General features: G+C 57.9%; 12 protein-coding genes and 1 pseudogene. 6 read left to right on the forward strand and 7 right to left on the reverse strand.

The window, feature by feature from the left end:
- Positions 1 to 91 precede the first annotated feature (91 nt).
- A pseudogene (locus KX928_RS01170) lies at positions 92 to 925 on the forward strand (IS3 family transposase); the annotation flags it as partial.
- A gap of 138 nt (positions 926 to 1,063) precedes the next feature.
- On the opposite strand, the gene KX928_RS01175 reads toward KX928_RS01170, so the two are convergent.
- The 7 genes from KX928_RS01175 to KX928_RS01205 all read right to left on the reverse strand — a co-directional run bounded on the left by KX928_RS01175 (position 1,064) and on the right by KX928_RS01205 (position 9,264).
- The gene (locus KX928_RS01175) at positions 1,064 to 1,657 is read right to left on the reverse strand and encodes a poly-gamma-glutamate hydrolase family protein (RefSeq protein WP_219497998.1); all 594 of its coding nucleotides are present in this window, start codon (positions 1,655 to 1,657) and stop codon (positions 1,064 to 1,066) included.
- A 32-nt stretch (positions 1,658 to 1,689) separates the two neighbouring features.
- Entirely contained in the window at positions 1,690 to 2,799 is a 1,110-nt protein-coding gene (locus KX928_RS01180; RefSeq protein ID WP_219498000.1) for a hypothetical protein, read from the reverse strand.
- A gap of 600 nt (positions 2,800 to 3,399) precedes the next feature.
- Positions 3,400 to 5,358, reverse strand: coding sequence for an AAA family ATPase (locus KX928_RS01185; RefSeq protein ID WP_219498002.1), 1,959 nt, complete (start codon positions 5,356 to 5,358; stop codon positions 3,400 to 3,402).
- A gap of 3 nt (positions 5,359 to 5,361) precedes the next feature.
- Complete coding sequence (locus KX928_RS01190) at positions 5,362 to 6,684, reverse strand: site-specific DNA-methyltransferase (RefSeq protein WP_219498003.1); 1,323 nt, start codon at positions 6,682 to 6,684, stop codon at positions 5,362 to 5,364.
- A 2-nt stretch (positions 6,685 to 6,686) separates the two neighbouring features.
- The gene (locus KX928_RS01195) at positions 6,687 to 7,394 is read right to left on the reverse strand and encodes a DNA adenine methylase (RefSeq protein WP_219498006.1); all 708 of its coding nucleotides are present in this window, start codon (positions 7,392 to 7,394) and stop codon (positions 6,687 to 6,689) included.
- A gap of 272 nt (positions 7,395 to 7,666) precedes the next feature.
- Positions 7,667 to 8,890, reverse strand: coding sequence for a type II toxin-antitoxin system HipA family toxin (locus tag KX928_RS01200; protein ID WP_219498008.1), 1,224 nt, complete (start codon positions 8,888 to 8,890; stop codon positions 7,667 to 7,669).
- A complete protein-coding gene (locus tag KX928_RS01205; protein ID WP_219498010.1) occupies positions 8,890 to 9,264 on the reverse strand; it encodes a helix-turn-helix domain-containing protein in 375 nt (124 codons plus the stop codon). The genes KX928_RS01200 and KX928_RS01205 overlap by 1 nt, the downstream gene beginning before the upstream one ends.
- Before the next feature lie 599 nt (positions 9,265 to 9,863).
- Between KX928_RS01205 and KX928_RS01210 the strand changes: the two genes are divergently transcribed.
- The 5 genes from KX928_RS01210 to KX928_RS01230 all read left to right on the forward strand — a co-directional run bounded on the left by KX928_RS01210 (position 9,864) and on the right by KX928_RS01230 (position 15,732).
- Positions 9,864 to 11,057: a DUF932 domain-containing protein gene (locus KX928_RS01210; protein WP_219498013.1), complete on the forward strand. Its 1,194-nt coding sequence runs from the start codon at positions 9,864 to 9,866 to the stop codon at positions 11,055 to 11,057.
- A gap of 136 nt (positions 11,058 to 11,193) precedes the next feature.
- Positions 11,194 to 13,242 carry a ParB/RepB/Spo0J family partition protein gene (locus KX928_RS01215; protein WP_219498015.1) on the forward strand — a complete coding sequence of 683 codons (2,049 nt, stop codon included), beginning with the start codon at positions 11,194 to 11,196 and terminating at the stop codon, positions 13,240 to 13,242.
- 208 nt (positions 13,243 to 13,450) lie between these two features.
- Positions 13,451 to 14,497, forward strand: coding sequence for a DUF7146 domain-containing protein (locus KX928_RS01220; protein WP_219498017.1), 1,047 nt, complete (start codon positions 13,451 to 13,453; stop codon positions 14,495 to 14,497).
- 35 nt (positions 14,498 to 14,532) lie between these two features.
- Complete coding sequence (locus KX928_RS01225) at positions 14,533 to 14,700, forward strand: hypothetical protein (RefSeq protein WP_219498019.1); 168 nt, start codon at positions 14,533 to 14,535, stop codon at positions 14,698 to 14,700.
- Positions 14,701 to 14,805: 105 nt separating this feature from the next.
- The gene (locus tag KX928_RS01230) at positions 14,806 to 15,732 is read left to right on the forward strand and encodes a DUF2493 domain-containing protein (RefSeq protein WP_219498021.1); all 927 of its coding nucleotides are present in this window, start codon (positions 14,806 to 14,808) and stop codon (positions 15,730 to 15,732) included.
- Positions 15,733 to 15,829: the final 97 nt, after the last annotated feature.

The following is a 15,829-nucleotide window of genomic DNA, read 5'->3' on the forward strand; positions in this document are numbered from 1 at the left end:
CCCATTGCGGACACCGAAGGTAATGCTAATTGCTGCGGATGTGATCCCCTGAAACGCCCCCGGTTTTGGTTAGAGTTTACCGCATCGAATCCCTGGCTGGGAGAGGACGCTGGTCGATGAGATGCGGGCGGATTGGCAGGTGTCGATCCGCCGGGCCTGTGCGGTGATCCGGTTCGATCCCAGGACCTATCGCTACAAGTCTCGTCGGCCTGGCCAGGCCGCGTTGGAACAGCGGATCAGGGAGATTTGCCAGACGCGTGTCCGGTTCGGATACCGGCGTGTCCATGTGCTGTTGAAGCGCGAGGGCTGGGAGATCAATGCCAAGAAGACCTATCGGATTTACAAGGAGTTGGGCATGCAGCTCAGGAACAAGACGCCGAAGCGCCGGGTGAAGGCGAAGCTTCGGGAGGACCGTGCGAAAGCCGTTGGGCCGAACGATGTCTGGGCCATGGACTTCGTGCATGACCAACTCGCAACGGGGCGTAAGATCAGGGTTCTGACGGTTGTCGACACCTTCTCACGCTTCGTGCCGGTGCTTGATCCGCGGTTCAGCTATCGAGGCGAGAATGTGGTCGCTACGCTCGAGCGGGTATGCCGCCGTATCGGCTATCCGGCCACGATCCGCGTCGATCAGGGCAGCGAGTTCATCTCGCGCGATATGGACCTCTGGGCCTACCAGCGCGGCGTCACGCTCGACTTCTCGAGACCAGGCAAACCGACGGACAACGCCTTCATCGAGGCGTTCAATGGGCGATTCCGAGCAGAATGCCTGAACAGCCACTGGTTCATGAGCCTTGAAGATGCGGCCGAAAAGTTGGAGGCTTGGCGTAGAGACTACAACGAGGAACGGCCGCACAGCGCCATCGGGCACAAGGTCCCGGCGGACCTGATGAAATCAGCGCACGACACCAGCCCGTGCACCTGATCGAAGGGCGGAAACTCCGACAACAGCCGAGGGCGCGTTGGGTAGCACATCAAACACGGAACAGACTTAACTTCTGATCGAGGACAATCCCGGGAGCAGGTCACTGCAGCGCGGCTTCCCAGAAGCGGACATCGAATACTAACACGTTCGTTTACTAGACGCCTCCACGACCGAAGTCCTAACTGCGCCGCAAAAGGCCGATAAGAGCTCTGAACTAGTCGCAAGTTGATCACGTAAATCTTTTGACAACTCAAGCTGCACGCCCTCGCCAGAGCTCGTACGGTTGCAGATGTTCGTTGTGTTTTGGCCCTGAAGTCTACTGTTCAGTTCAGCTTTGAAACCTGCGTCAGCTAATGACGCTCCAATGGCATCCCTCAACTCGACAGCCAGCCCTCCCAACCAAATTGAATCTGATCCTTCGTTGCGCCTACCATGGATGGCCACCGCAATGCGAGACCTGCTCAGAAGCTCGATCGCTTTTGGTTCGTCAAAGCGATGAGACGTGATGTGGTAGTGTCCGTGCGGAGCATTCTTCAGCGCCTCGAAAGCGTAGAAAGAAAAATCTTGTCCTGCGATCGCTTCGGCTAATTCGGCGGTGTTCGGTTCAATCCAACCACCGTGTGGCGCGAAAATGATTACTTCCGAATGCCTATCAAGAATTCGAATTTGATAATCAATATGAAGCCGTTCATTGGCGGCGAGCTCACTGAACGAGCTATACTTATCGGCCATTACCTACCCTCGACGTTCTAACTTGACCGAGCTCAATTCGCGTTCGACAGCTCTGATAGTTTGGGCTCAAGAAAGAAGCGCCGCGGCACATCGAAATCTGGCCTGAGCTTAGCGTGATCTGGATCATACGGGATTTCGGAGTCTCGATAGTGAGTAGCGTCACCTTGCCCCGGCCGATCATGACGGCTTTGAACCCCTTTTCGCCGCGCATCGAACACCACCAGATATCCTCTAAGCGCACGCTCTGGAGCACTAGTCTTTTCATTGTCCAGATACTCCGCCAGTTGATCGGCACCGTCTCGCGCCCGCGAGGCCGAGTACCTCGTGTACTTTTCAGAACCGTCTTTGCTCTCCGAAGTCGACATTCCCAACCACTTGATTTCGATTATTGCCGTCATAGCGGAGTTGAACCACTCCACACGCAAATCCACGGGATGGCTTTCATCTGTGTTTTGCTCCGGTCTAACGTTTGTTCCCTGGGCGAGCCTACTCGACAGATGATTTTCGAGAGATTGGCGCATGATGTGTTCAGGCTTGTTTGTAAGTACTAATCGTGGGCCATCGCCACCAAGAAACCAGGCCTCTTTCAGAATATGACACTTCGAAGTTCGAACCATGCCTACGTAAGCATCTAGCGCTTCTTCAAGCGAAGCAGCAGTCGGTTCGCAATAGTTGCTCGGCAGTGACGGAGACAGCGACGGAACCTCTTGCACGGTCGATCCAAACACAAACCATTCCGAGCGATCCTCGTACCTGTAGACTACGGCCTCTTGGGAAAAATCAGATAGCTCAACGTTCTCTTCCAGCCGCCGAATCCGTATCCCTCCCGAACGAAACTGAACTATCAGTGTTTCGCTCGAGCCAGGCGTGATATCAGCGTTCATAATGCTGGCAAAACTGTTGAAGTTCTGAATGCCGTCACCAGCTTCGGGGATTGGATCAGGCAGCTCATCCACAATCGGCATCACCACAATTAGCGAGCCAGAAATACTCTCTGGTGGCACTCGCTGAAAGAACATCTTTAAGTTGTTGATCAAAGCTAGTACGGAGTTCACGCCATCTTCGCCGAAGACAGCGCGAGCATTGCGGGTCACGTCAACATCAACAACGCCGGCGATTATTTCAGGGTTGAAGTCCATCACCAGCCCCTGCTTCTACATATGCAGACAACCAAACAACCGAAGGGGCCAAGTGATCTTCCGCATCCGATCCCAGAACTTCAGTGATTTTTTCCCATTCCTGGACAAGTCTGGCATTCTCGCCCGACATCAAGAGTGGCCTTCCAGACTCGACGTCAGTGGAGTGCTTTAGACCCGGAGAGCGCCCTACTGCCTGTTGTATCAAGCCTCTGGGGACCATTAGCGCGCATTGAGCAGCAGTTTTGGTCCAATCTCTTCTGTCTCTGCTTTGAGACAAAGTCCCATGTAGCTTTAGTTCTTTCGCAAAACTTTCTTCCCCTTCCGAAACCCGGCCAGAGTCTTCCCGCGATAGAATGCCGCGTTGCACAAAGTGATCGATCGTATCGGAAACCGCACTGGCGTAAGGAAAGCCGTCCGGAGTAACTATGAACCCGTAGCCCCAATCGGAGGACGGTTTCTCATCGAACACGAAAATTAGGCAGCTGAGGTAGGTGAAAAGGTGTATTTCAGCCTCGAAGATGGGACGTAGAGAAGTGGGAAAATCCCTAATGAGATGGATTACGTCAGCCTGCGCTTGCCAAGGCAACTCCGCGATACGGTTTCTCACTGCAAATGTCTTTCAATGTCCTTGTAGGCGCGCTCAAATCTGACTTCTTCTGCCTTCTGAACGGCCGATAACTCAGCCCACTCAGTCATCTTGACGAGTTGCATGCCTTCTTTACGCTGCAGTTGAGCGAGCTCCTCCAATAACGCAGAGCTACGCAAATTGGCCGTCATCAGTATCCTATTGTTCGAACTAGCGAAGTCAGAAAACATCGCTCCCGCTTTCGCCTCGTAGGCGATGTCCAATGATCCCTCCGGCGTGTCTACAATCAAAGTAGCTTCATCAAATGCAACGAATTCGACTAATGCCATTCTCAAGGCAATATCGAGGAAAAACCGTTGGCTCTCAGACACCGTACTATCGTCGGCTCTCACCTGATGATTCATCCGCAAATCAACGTCAAAGCCAGTTGTGACACCGGTCTTTTGCGAAAGATTAATCTCAATCGGCAATCCAATAAACGCACCGGCCAACTCACTGAATCGCTTTACGAAAACGCCCCCGACCTCTTCATATTGACGGCTGGTGTTTGTCTCAAGAACGGACAGTTGCTTGCGTAGTTTATTGCGCTGCTTTCGATGATTTACGGCGTCTTCGTTGAATTTGTCCTGTTGTTCGCGAAGTTCTTTCAGTCCTTTTGGAATGTTGCTGACACCGCCCTCAGCGAAACCCCAAGACGCTTCCGGTCGCTCGCTCAGAAATTCCTCGAGCGCCGACTGTGCGGCCTGCCTTGCTAGGAAAGCAGACTCGCGCTCCGAAGCTACTCGGCTTCTTCGCTCAATGACTGCGTCTAGATCCATTCTGAGACGCTCGATACGCTGATCAAGCGCCGTGAGCCGTTCAATCAGATTTTCATCGGGTGATGGTGCCTCGAGGGAAGACGAACACAATGGACACTCGTTGCTGCTTTGAACCACTTCAATTTGTTTGCCGACGCCGTGAGTTCCACAAATCGCACACTTATCTTCGCTTATGGTTGCGCGAATAACTGGATGATGAAAAGCAATGGGAGTCGATGCCGATCTTTCTGCAAAGAGCGTTGAGTACTCAAGTCTCGCTTCACTCAGAGCGGCGCTCTTCGTGCCCCACTCACCTTCTATTTCCCTGAGCTGTTTATCCTTAGAATTCAAATGCGAAATTGCGTTCTCAACTTCTTGTTGCAACCGATTGTGTTGAACCTCCAGTTCCGCGTCGGACAACGAGGAGTCTTCGTCGCCGTCTGAAAGTACTGCCTCGATGCTCTTGATCTGCTCTCTAGCTTTCGTGGCCATGAATTTTGCGTTTCTGGCCCTCGAGTCCTCTCGTCGGATCTCTTCGTTCAGTGCATCTTGTTCTTCCAATTTGCTTAGAGATTGCCCGAAGGCCAGCATAATTGCGCTGCTCAGTGCGCGCTGATCCCAAAGCAGTAGATGCCGATCCTCATCGAACACGCATACGAAATGCATAAGGAACAAGAAGTGCTCGAAGCTTTCTAGACCGCAGAGCCGTGCGACTTCCGTTTTGTAATCTCCAAAACCCTCATGTTTATCGGATTGCTTTCCATCCTCCGGCGCAATCGGGCGCTTCTCAAAACCGCCTTGGCCGCCTTCTTTGAAAATAGGCCTTTTGAGCACAATCCTACCGTCAGGCCACCTCAGCGTAAGCGAAACGGCAGCTCGAGTTCGACATGCTTCAGGCAAGCGGCCGCCAAAGTAGTCACGAACGTATCGTGGACGAGTAGCCTCTTTGGCGTACTCATCCATCGTAAGAAAACCTTTGGATCGAACAGGAATTGCGCCGGTAAGCGCATATAGTACAGCATTTAGAAACGTAGATTTCCCGAGGCCGTTTGCGCCTATAAGACAAAATACCGGTTTGTTGACCGGAACACTTGAACTTGGCTTCTTTTGATAGAGCTCGAAATCCGTGAACTCAATCTTCTCGATAACCGGAAGCTTTAGCTTTAGTCGACCTGCCACTACTTAGCTCCCACCGCCTTTGAGTATGAATGAGACTGCCGTCTCGGCAAGCTCATTCTGGCCTCCGTGTTGAGCACTTGTTCTCATCGAACGTACTGCCTCTTCTCTACATCTCTCAAATCCCAGAGGTTGAACGATCTCAGCCAGGATTTTCGGAACATCGATCGTCACATTCGCGTACCGACTGTTCCCAACTGCGAATATGACCTGCCCTCTAGGCTCAAGAAAACGCGTCGCGGAGTCAAACACCTTCCTCATGTCGTTAAAGTAGTGCGCAACCATGTCGGGTATGTTTCGGTCCCAGAGCTGGTCCTTCCGGTCGACTAGGTCACTTAGCGTTTCTTGAAGCGTTGAGGAACCCAGATCCTTCAGGAGACCATCGGCCGAAGGCCATCGGTACTGAACGTGTGACCTCACGGTGTCAGCGCGAAGCGCATGGTTATCTTCTGGTGACTGGAGATATCCCAGCATCCAAAGTTCTACATTATAAACATCAGTGTAGTCGAATGAGTTCGGGTAGGGTGGTGAGCAAATAACAGTGTCAGCCCAATCGATGCGTCCAAGCATCGCCCTGGAATCGCCCTGCAGCACAGATTGCTGTCCGTGAGGCAACAGCGCGAAGTCTAAAAGATCCTCACATATTCTGTTGCAAGCTTTCTCAAAGGCCCACATCAAACCGTTCGCCGTTGGTTCTTTGCTTTGCCAATTGCTCCGGTAACGCCTGCCTTTTCCGTTTACGCGAACGTTACTGTTGCCGACCAAACAAGACGCTAAGGCAATTTTGATCAAACGTGCTTCTGGTTCGTCCAGCTTCTTTGACCGACGAAGGATTGCCCTTGCCAAAGCGAATACTTCCATTGGAAATATATATCGTCCTTTGACACCAGGTTCCGTGAAAGTTGGTGGCATTAGCTTTGGCAGCAGCTGATCTCGTTCCGTCGGCCGGAGCCTCCGTAGCACAATGTTGACTGCCTCGCGAAACTTGGCTGCTGAAACAGCTGTGATTTTTGCTCTCACCAAGTCAGCCATAAGTGGACTAACTTCAATCGAAGTAGAACGTTTCCCAAGCAGCCGAGAAGTTATCGCGGTGGTTCCGCTTCCCGCGAACGGATCCACGATATGCTGTGGATCGTACGGAAGCCCTTCGATCACCTTGGCAACAAATTCAGGAGCAAAGGCCTCCTTGAAGTGAAACCATCGTTGAAATGGCAGTTCTGATGCCGCCATATTCGAGAGGACGGGGCGGGATAGATCTTGTGAGCCTAACCACTGAGCAGCCTTCTCATTCAGAGGTATCTTACGCTCCACGGCTTTGGAATTGCCCATAATCATAATCTACGACCAGGCTTTTCAAATTCACGCTTGATGGTATCGAGCAACTTGTCTGAAGCCAGAATGGCATCGACTACCACGTGCCTTTCGAGTTCTGTTAGGCGTTCAAGCTTGCGTACCCACCGTTTAGATCGCCTCCGGATCCTTTCGCGCTCACGAAAATCCGATCCAATGCATTGGTAGTCATGCCGCAACGGTGCAGGTTCGTAGTTCAGCCAGAGGCATTCTTCTTTTGCCCCGGCTTGAGTGGAATTTTTTACCTTTCTCAAGTGCCAATCGCTGAGTTGCTCATGATACTGAGTTCCGGGATAGCCAGATACGATCACTGGGCAGGGTAATTCCCGCAGCCTCAGAATTAGCTCTTCGTGATGAGTCTCTTGCGGCTCGCACCGGTAATACTTTCTTCCGCCTCGAGAGGGTAACGGATACGGTGGGTCACAGTACAACATCTCGGTTCCAGAGAAACGATAGGAGCTAAGGAACTCAATCGCGTCACGCTCGAAAAACTCGGTGTTCCTCAATCCCCACGTATGTGCTTCAGCAACAACACTTGGGTCAACATCGATGCCGATGCTATGTCTTGCTGGCAGCTTGTTTCTAAGCACTGCACCTCCACCGAGATGTGTCTCAATGTAGGTCTCGTGCGGCGGCATTAATGCGGCGATTTGCTGCCACAAACGCCCTTTTCCTCCGGGATATGTCATACCTACTCATCGCCAAAATTGGCGATGCAGGCAAGAAAAATCTCATATCGATGTCCATCTTTTTTAAACTGGTTGCGGCCATGTATCAATTTTTCGGCTGTAGCCAACAACGCAACGAACCTATCTTTTTTGTCTCAGTGGAAACGCTGGTGATGTAGGGTGACGTCTCTTTCTCTCGCGTTTGAATGTCCGCTCTGAAAGAGCAGTTCCCTTGTTTTCGCAACCGCCGCGAACTTCCGCTTCCCGCCCTTTTTTTCAGGTTTTTCCGACATTTATACCCCTAAGGCTCGAGCGCTCTCCGAGTGCTCGAAGGCGTCTTCATAGAGCCGAACTTCGTTACCGGTCATGCCTTCTTCCCGCATGGCTCCGCGCCAGTTGCCCGATAGTGTTGTGGCCATATCACGTGTAATCAGGCTCGCCTTCTCCTGCTTCAAGTCGAAAAACTCACACGCTTCCAGCGCGATTTCGAGTGACGCCTCAAATGCCCCCCCCTGAATGATGCCGGTTTCCAGAACGCGATGTCGGGACGGGGATGGATTGATGTCGAAGGCCGGGCAGAGCCGCCATCTGTCTCCACCGGCATAGATGAACCCGTGGTTCTTCAGGTGATCGTCCTTGTTCGACACCAGGATGGTGAACACGATCCGCCGCCAGAGTTCATGCAGGTCCTCGACCGGCTTGCTCGAAATCTGGCGGATCACGTCGGCGATGTCGGTGTAGAACCCGCCGTCCTCGCTCTGCCAGTCAAGCGCGGTGCGCGCCGAGATATAGGGAATGCGCGTGTCGCCGCGGCGATCAAACCGGCGGATCAACGCGATGGGACTGTCGCTGTCTCGCAGCTCAAGCCGGGCATCGGCCACGCGCAGCCCGCACATGCGCGCCAGTTTCAGTGTCGCCACCTCGGCGCGCTCGACCGGTTTGGTGTCCTGCGCGGAGGTGAACTTGGCGATCCAGAGATGCCCGTCACCTTCGACATTGGCCTTCGGGCGCGCACCACCCAGAGAACCAGCGACACCGGCAAGATCGCGCGCCTCCTCTTCCGCGCCGCCCGGATCCCGTTCGAAACGCTGCGCGAGCGTGCGCAAGCGTTCCAGCTCGACCAACCGGGGAATGGGCGGCGTGAGGTCCGACAGTGGCTCCATATCCTCGCCCAGGAACCGCAAAGCGCCTTGCCGGGTGCGATCGTCTGACAGGACGAGATAGTCGAACTCGCTGAGGCCGCCGCCAAGCGCCTTGGTCATCAGCGCACGTCCCCAGGAGTCCGGCGCGGCATCGCTGAAGCATCCCGGCAGTGCCGAGCGCTTGTCATCCTTTCCGGATGAAAAATGACTGCCTTCGCGCAGCGGCAATCCCGGTGACAGTGCAAAGCGATCGTCCGCAGCAAGCCATTCTTCGGCATATTCGAACTGCGAATGCTGGCGCCGCCCGTCGCTTTCAAAGCGCAGGCGTCCCACAATCCGTTTTCCTTCGCCAAGCGCGACGATGGCCTCGGGCATCAGAAACCGACCCCTTCATCGTCATCCCCATCGGCAATCGGATCAGCCTTGTCCTGACCGCTGCTCGGCGACCTCGGCTTGCGCTTGCGATCGATCCGCTTGGGCAAGCTTTCCCGGTCGAGCAGCAATCCGGTGTCATCCGTGCCCGCGTCGAGGAACTCGGAGATGCGGTCGATTTCGCCAAGGACAAGGCATGCCATGGCGAGCGTGCCGATGCTCACGCCGTCGTCGCCTTTCTCAAGGCGAGCCACGGTGCTTTCAGACACGCCGATCCGTTCCGCAAAGCCCTTCACGGAAATCCGCCGCTTCAGCCGCGCCGTCTTGATATTTGCGCCCAGAGCCTCCAGGGCTCGGCGTGCGCTTACTGAGTTCACTTTAACCGCCATATCTGACGTCCAAACATCATTTAACCATCAAATATGACTGATAGTGGAGTCTTGGCTCCTTGGCAAGGTTATTGCCCTATCAGCGGCCGAAGCCACATCTGTCCGAAATCTGTCTACACGCTCCGGACAAGCCATGCCGAGTGTTATCCAGGGCTTGGCGAAACCAGAGGTCTGGTGCCGTCGGCGTCAGCGACGCCCTGGAACCGGGGAGCAAGTGCCAACGAACTGAAGCTGAAATTCATAATCCTAAGTGCGCGCCAGACGCGGAGATCGCAGTATGATCCTGTGAAACCACGAATGATACCTTTCCTCCGACTCTGGGGGGCCGTTGTTGGAGGTTTCGTATCACAAGAGGATTCAGAGGAGCGTCTCCCTGCGGGTCGGGCTGTCGGCGAAGCGGAAGCCTCGGCGGGTCTTCCCCCTGAAGGGCGTCCATCCCTGACGCGGGTGTGCGGTCCGTGGTAGCGGTAAGGAGCCCGTCCACCATGGCGTACGATGCGACCAGAGTGAGAGGCCTGAGGCTGTCGCCGTGACGGGTTTGGAGGTCGAGAGAGAGGCTCTCGGACCGCCCGTCATGGAGAACAGCCATGACAGCGATTGAGATCATGAACGGCCGCCCTGAGAGCGGCGGCTATAAGGTGGATGTGTCCCGCGGCGGGCATAACGGGCGGGTATCTTCCGAATGGTTTTCCCGGCCCGACGACGAGAAGTACCTCTCGCTCTCGGACCTCTACGCCTCGGTTAAGGGCCGGGCCGAGCGGAGCAAGACGCGGACGGTCGAGAGCGCGGCGATCCGGGTCGAGGCCCATCGCGACAAACCCGAGAAGCTCGCGCTCGTCCTGCCTGATACCGACGCGCCGGTCGCGCCGACCCATTGGAGCTTCAGCCAGCTCGCCAGCCTCGTCGGCGCGCCCGCAGCCTATTTGCGCCAGCTCCCGGCGCCGCTCGCCGGCATCAACCTGCAATACGGCCTGACCAATCACCGCGCCGAGCACGTGAAGACGATGGAGGTCGCCAACGGTCGCACGGAACTGCGCGCCGTGACTGGCCCGGACTATGGCCGTATCTACGACCATGAGCTCGTCTCCGCCGTACAGCGCATTGCAGGCGATGGCGTCGGGGACACACGCTGGAAGGTGCCCGGTGTCCTCGATTGGTCTACGGGCGTTTACAATCCGATGGTCGACGTCACCAAGGACACGACCACGCTCTACGCGTCTGATCGCGATGTCTTCCTCTTCCTGGTCGACGATTTGAACCCGATCGAGGCGGGCACGCTACCTGACGGATCGCCCGACCTCTTCTTCCGGGGATTCTACTGTTGGAACTCGGAGGTGGGCGCGAAGACGCTCGGCATCGCCAGCTTCTATCTCCGCGCCGTCTGCCAGAACCGCAATCTCTGGGGCGTGGAGGACTTTCAGGAAATCACGATCCGGCATTCCAAATATGCCGCCAATCGCTTCGCGCATGAGGCGGCTCCGGCGCTGGCCAACTTCGCCGACTCCTCGCCGCAACCCTTCATTCAAGGCATTCGCTCCGCACGCGAACGGATCGTCGCGCGCAGCGACGAGGACCGCACCGACTTCCTTCGTAAGCGCGGCTTTTCGAAAGCGGAGACCGGCAAGATCGTCGAGACCGTCCTTGCCGAGGAAGGTCGCCCGCCCGAGACCGTGTTCGACTTCGTCCAGGGCATCACCGCCGTCGCCCGGTGCAAGCCGCAGCAGGACGCGCGGCTGACCATGGAGACCCGCGCCAAGAAACTGCTGGAGGCGGCCGCCTAGACGCCGCCGCTCTGCGCCCATCTCGAGAGCCTGTTCCCGGTCCATCGCTTCCTGAGAGGAAGAGGTGGGCCGGGATTTTCGTGACGGGTCTGGAGGTCAGAGAGAGTCTCGTGACCGCCCGTCGCGGAGAAATCCCATGACTAGACCTAAGAAGATCACCCTCAGCGCCTCGCGCGACATCCCCTTCAACAAGCTGGTGCTCAGCCAGTCCAATGTCCGGAAGGTCAAGGCCGGTGTCTCGATCGAGGAGCTGGCCGAGGACATCGCTCGGCGCACGCTCCTGTTGTCGATCACGGTTCGGCCCGTCATCGACGACGATGGCGCGGAAACCGGCATGTTCGAGATCCCGGCCGGCGGTCGCCGCTACCGCGCGCTCGAACTGCTCGTGAAGCAGCGCCGTTTGAACAAGACCGCGCCGGTGCCCTGCATCGTGCGCACCGAAGGCCTCGCGGAAGAAGACAGCCTCGCGGAGAACATCCAGCGGGCGCCGCTGCATCCGCTCGACCAGTTTCGCGCTTTCCAGGCGATGCGCGAGAAGGGCAAGTCGGAGGAAGAAATCGCCGCGGCGTTCTTCGTGTCGGTGGGTGTCGTCAAGCAGCGCCTCAAGCTGGCCGCCGTCTCGGCGACACTGCTGGACGCCTATGCCGAAGAGGAGATGACCCTCGACCAGCTCATGGCCTTCACGGTCAATCCCGACCACGAACGCCAGGAACAGGTCTGGGACGCGCTCAAGCAGCACTACAACAAGCAACCCTATGAAATCCGCCGCATGCTGACCGAAGGCGCCGTGCGTGCCTCCGACCGCCGCGCGCAGTTCGTGGGTCTCGACAATTATGTCGAAGCCGGTGGCGAAGTGCTGCGCGATCTCTTCCAGACCGACGATGGCGGCTGGCTTCAGGATGCCGCGCTGCTGGAAACCATGGTCAGCGAGAAGCTGAAGGAGGAAACGGAAGCCATCCGCGCCGAAGGCTGGCACTGGATCGAGGTCGGCACCGACTTTCCCTACGGCCACACCTACGACCTGCGGCGCATTCGCGGCGAGGCCGAGCCGATGAGCGAGGAGGAAGACGCAACCTACACCGCGCTCAAAGCCGAGTACGACAAGCTCGAAGACGATTATGCCGAAGCGGATGAACTCCCCGCGGAGGTCGACGAGCGGCTCGGCGAGATCGAGACGGCGATGGAAGCGCTCCAGAACCGTCCGATCCGGTTCGAGGCGGAGGACTACGCCATCGCGGGCGCCTTCGTCAGCATCGACGGCTCCGGCGGTCTGCGCGTCGAACGCGGCTACGTGCGGCCCGAGGACGAACCGCCAGTCGAAGCTGAGGACGATCCGGAGGGCACGACCGTCGACCCTGATGCCGACGATGCAACCGTTGACGCATCCGATCCGGTGACGGATCAGGATGAGGAAGACGATGACGACGGCACCAAGCCTCTGTCGGACCGCCTCATCTGCGAGCTGACAGTCCATCGCACGATGGCGCTGCGCGATTCGCTCGCGAACGATCCGCAGCTCGCGATGCTTGCTTGCCTGCATGCGATGGTCTTGCAGCTCTTCTACCATTACGGCCAGGACAGCTGTGTCGAGATCAGCCCGCGCTCCACCCAGTTTGGATCGCAGGCGCCCAACCTCGGCGAGGCGCAATATGTCCAGTCGATCGATCTCGGGATCGATACCTGGGCGGGCAATCTGCCGAAGCAGCCGGAAGACCTGTGGGATGCGCTGACCGAATGGGACAACGACAGTCGCGACGCGCTCTTCGCGCATTGCGTGGCGATGACCGTCAACGCCGTGCAGGAACCGCATCATCGCAAGCCGCGCCAGATCGCCCATGCCGATATCCTGGCATCGACGCTGGGCCTCGACATGGTGAAGGCGGGCTGGACGCCGACGGCGGACAGCTATCTCGGCCGTGTGACCAAGGCGCAGATTCTCGCTGCGGTGCGCGAAGCGAAAGGCGACAAGGGCGCCGACCGGATCGCCGGGTTCAAGAAACCCGACATGGTCGACGCAGCGGAAGAGCTTCTGGCTGGCTCCGGCTGGCTCCCGCAACCGCTCCGCACGGCTCCACTCGCGGAAGAGCCTGACGAGCCGGAGTTCGAGATCGTCGATGACGGCGATGTCACGCCGGACGAACCGGCCGTCGAGGACGACGAGGCTGCGCTCCAGGCTGCCGAGTGATCGCAAGAAGACAGGCGTTCGGCGGCGCGTGGCATATGGTTCGACGCACCCGATTGGGTGATAATCGAACCGTCGCCGAAGCCGCCTTCGCCCAAATCTTCGAGCAGTTGGTGACCACCAACCGAGGGAGATACTCCCCCAACTCCCTCACCCTGGGGCCTGTCGGACGCGGCAGGCCCTTTTTTTGTGTATTTTTCAGGAGACCGACATGGACAGTCCCGCAACGGACCTATCGCAAAAGCTGAGCCGCGAGGCCGAGGCTGTGTGCCGCCAATACCTCTCCAATGGTCGAAAGCATGGCAATTACTGGGTCGTCGGCGACGTCGACAACACTCCTGGTCGCAGCCTCTACATCCGTCTCTCCGGGCCGACCCGCGGCAAGGGCGCAGCGGGCAAATGGACCGATGCCGCCACCGGCGAACATGGTGATCTCCTCGATCTCATTGCGGCCAATCTCAATCTCTCGACGCTTCGCGACACGCTCGAAGAAGCGCGGCGCTTTCTCAGTCTGCCGCGTCCCGAACCATCTGCAAGACAGCCGCAGACTCCGGTGGCGCGTGGATCGCCCGAAGCGGCCCGACGCCTTTGGGCGATGGGCCAACCGATCACGGGGACGTTGGCGGAGCGTTATCTCTCCGCACGCGGTCTGAAAGGCCTTCGAAGTGTGGGCGCACTCCGGTTTCATCCGAACTGCTACTACTGGCGAGAGGACGCGGACGCCAATGACCGGCCCGACGCCTGGCCGGCATTACTCGCCAAAGTCACTGACAATACCGGAACATTGACCGGTGTCCATCGGACCTGGCTCGACCCTCAAACGGAGGCAAAGGCTCCGCTCGATCCCAACCGCAAGTCAATGGGCAATCTGCTCGGTCATGCTGTCAGATTCGGATCACCAACCGACATTCTCGCTGTCGGCGAAGGCCTGGAGACGATGCTCTCGTTAAGGCAAGCACTTTCCAGTCTTACGGTTGCCGCAGCGCTTTCCGGCAACCATCTCGCAGCGTTCGATCCGCCCGCAGATCGCCGCCGACTCTATGTCGCCATCGACAATGACGGGGCCGGTCAGGCGGCTTTCGATGCACTGGTCGAGCGCTTCGCGGACAGCGACCTGCACCTCTTGCCGTTGCGACCCATGCTGGATGATTTCAACGGCGATCTCCGGAAATGCGGCATCGACGAGATGCGCAGCCATTTGCGTCCCCAGCTCTCACCGGTCGATGTTCCGACCTTGCTGGCGGTCGAGACCGGCTGAAGTCGAGAACCGGTGTCGTCAGCGGGACAGGCTGAATGAGCCCTCGCCACGGAGCCGCGCCTGACGGCCTTCCCGAGAGGGGCGAGCCGGAGCGGAACCCGCCCGGTCCGGCAATGGCTGCGGCGACACCGTTTTCCGCCGCCGGGCAAGCCCGGCTTTGCATCGCGATTCAAAACGGCGTCGCCTCTGCCATCCTCCGCTGACGCTCCGGCCCTTCTGGTGAAGGGTGCAGGCCCGGTTGCGTCCCGCTTTCCGTCGCTCATGAAGGCCGCGCGAGGCGCGGTCAGCGACAAGGAGGCACAACGCCCATGACCCAGCACGAACCCGAGACACGCTCCGCCACAGCCCTCGTCCTCGACGAACTCCAGCTCTTCGGACATCGCCCCTTCGCCGATGAGCCCGATCCGCGGCCATTGCCAGACGCCAGCATCGTCGAAGGCGCGATCGCCGACATCTTTGATGCACTTGTCGTGGCGCTCGGCGACACGCGGCTCGAACCCGATCTCGAAGACCTGCTTTGGTCGACCACCAATGTCTTCCACCGCATGGCGACCCGCATCGATCGCAAGCTCGACGATAACGAACAGGCGCAGCGACGCGCGCAGCGCAGCCAGGACGGCTCTGAAATCCGCTCGGTCGAACTGGAACGCCTCATCGCTGAAGGGCTGACGCTCACCGAACAGCGCAATGCCTGTGAGGGCATGCGCGATCTCGCTGCCGAGCATTTCGAAGCACATCTCGGCCAGACCTGGCATCCGCGCTCGGGCAGCCACGTCAATCGCAAGCACATGACCGCCGCGATGATCGACAGCCGCGACTATCTCAATGCCAAACGCAAGACGGAGCTCGAACCGCTGCTACCCACCGGCACCAAGATCGCCTTCACCGGCGGGCAGGACGCGGATGACACTGGCGCCATCTGGGCCGCCCTCGACAAGGTGCGCGCCAAGCATGACGACATGGTGCTGCTGCATGGCGGATCGCCCAAGGGTGCCGAGCGCATCGCCGCCTGCTGGGCCGATAATCGCAAATGCCAGCAGATCGTCTTCAAGCCGGACTGGAGCCGCCACGGCAAGGCTGCGCCGTTCAAGCGCAACGATCTACTCCTGGAGACGCTGCCGATCGGTCTGATCGTGTTCCCAGGCTCCGGCATCACCGACAATCTCGCCGACAAGGCCAAGGTTCTCGGCATCCCGCTCTACGATTTCCGCGCAGCGAAAGGCAGGTCGTCATGACCCGTGATGCGCATATCACATCGCGATGCGCGCGACGGGAATATTCCGTGAACACCGCAGATATGCTATGCTTCACCGGTGCCGTGGCGGTGGTGGA

This window comes from Roseobacter insulae (assembly GCF_019375555.1).
GTDB lineage: Bacteria > Pseudomonadota > Alphaproteobacteria > Rhodobacterales > Rhodobacteraceae > Roseobacter > Roseobacter insulae.

Bases quoted from the DNA above. Each gene is read 5' to 3' on its own strand.
- KX928_RS01175 (WP_219497998.1), bottom strand. From the start codon at position 1,657: ATGGCCGATAAGTATAGCTCGTTCAGTGAGCTCGCCGCCAATGAACGG.
- KX928_RS01190 (WP_219498003.1), bottom strand. From the start codon at position 6,684: ATGGGCAATTCCAAAGCCGTGGAGCGTAAGATACCTCTGAATGAGAAG.
- KX928_RS01195 (WP_219498006.1), bottom strand. From the start codon at position 7,394: ATGACATATCCCGGAGGAAAAGGGCGTTTGTGGCAGCAAATCGCCGCA.
- KX928_RS01200 (WP_219498008.1), bottom strand. From the start codon at position 8,890: ATGCCCGAGGCCATCGTCGCGCTTGGCGAAGGAAAACGGATTGTGGGA.
- KX928_RS01210 (WP_219498013.1), top strand. From the start codon at position 9,864: ATGACAGCGATTGAGATCATGAACGGCCGCCCTGAGAGCGGCGGCTAT.
- KX928_RS01215 (WP_219498015.1), top strand. From the start codon at position 11,194: ATGACTAGACCTAAGAAGATCACCCTCAGCGCCTCGCGCGACATCCCC.
- KX928_RS01220 (WP_219498017.1), top strand. From the start codon at position 13,451: ATGGACAGTCCCGCAACGGACCTATCGCAAAAGCTGAGCCGCGAGGCC.
- KX928_RS01225 (WP_219498019.1), top strand. From the start codon at position 14,533: ATGAGCCCTCGCCACGGAGCCGCGCCTGACGGCCTTCCCGAGAGGGGC.
- KX928_RS01230 (WP_219498021.1), top strand. From the start codon at position 14,806: ATGACCCAGCACGAACCCGAGACACGCTCCGCCACAGCCCTCGTCCTC.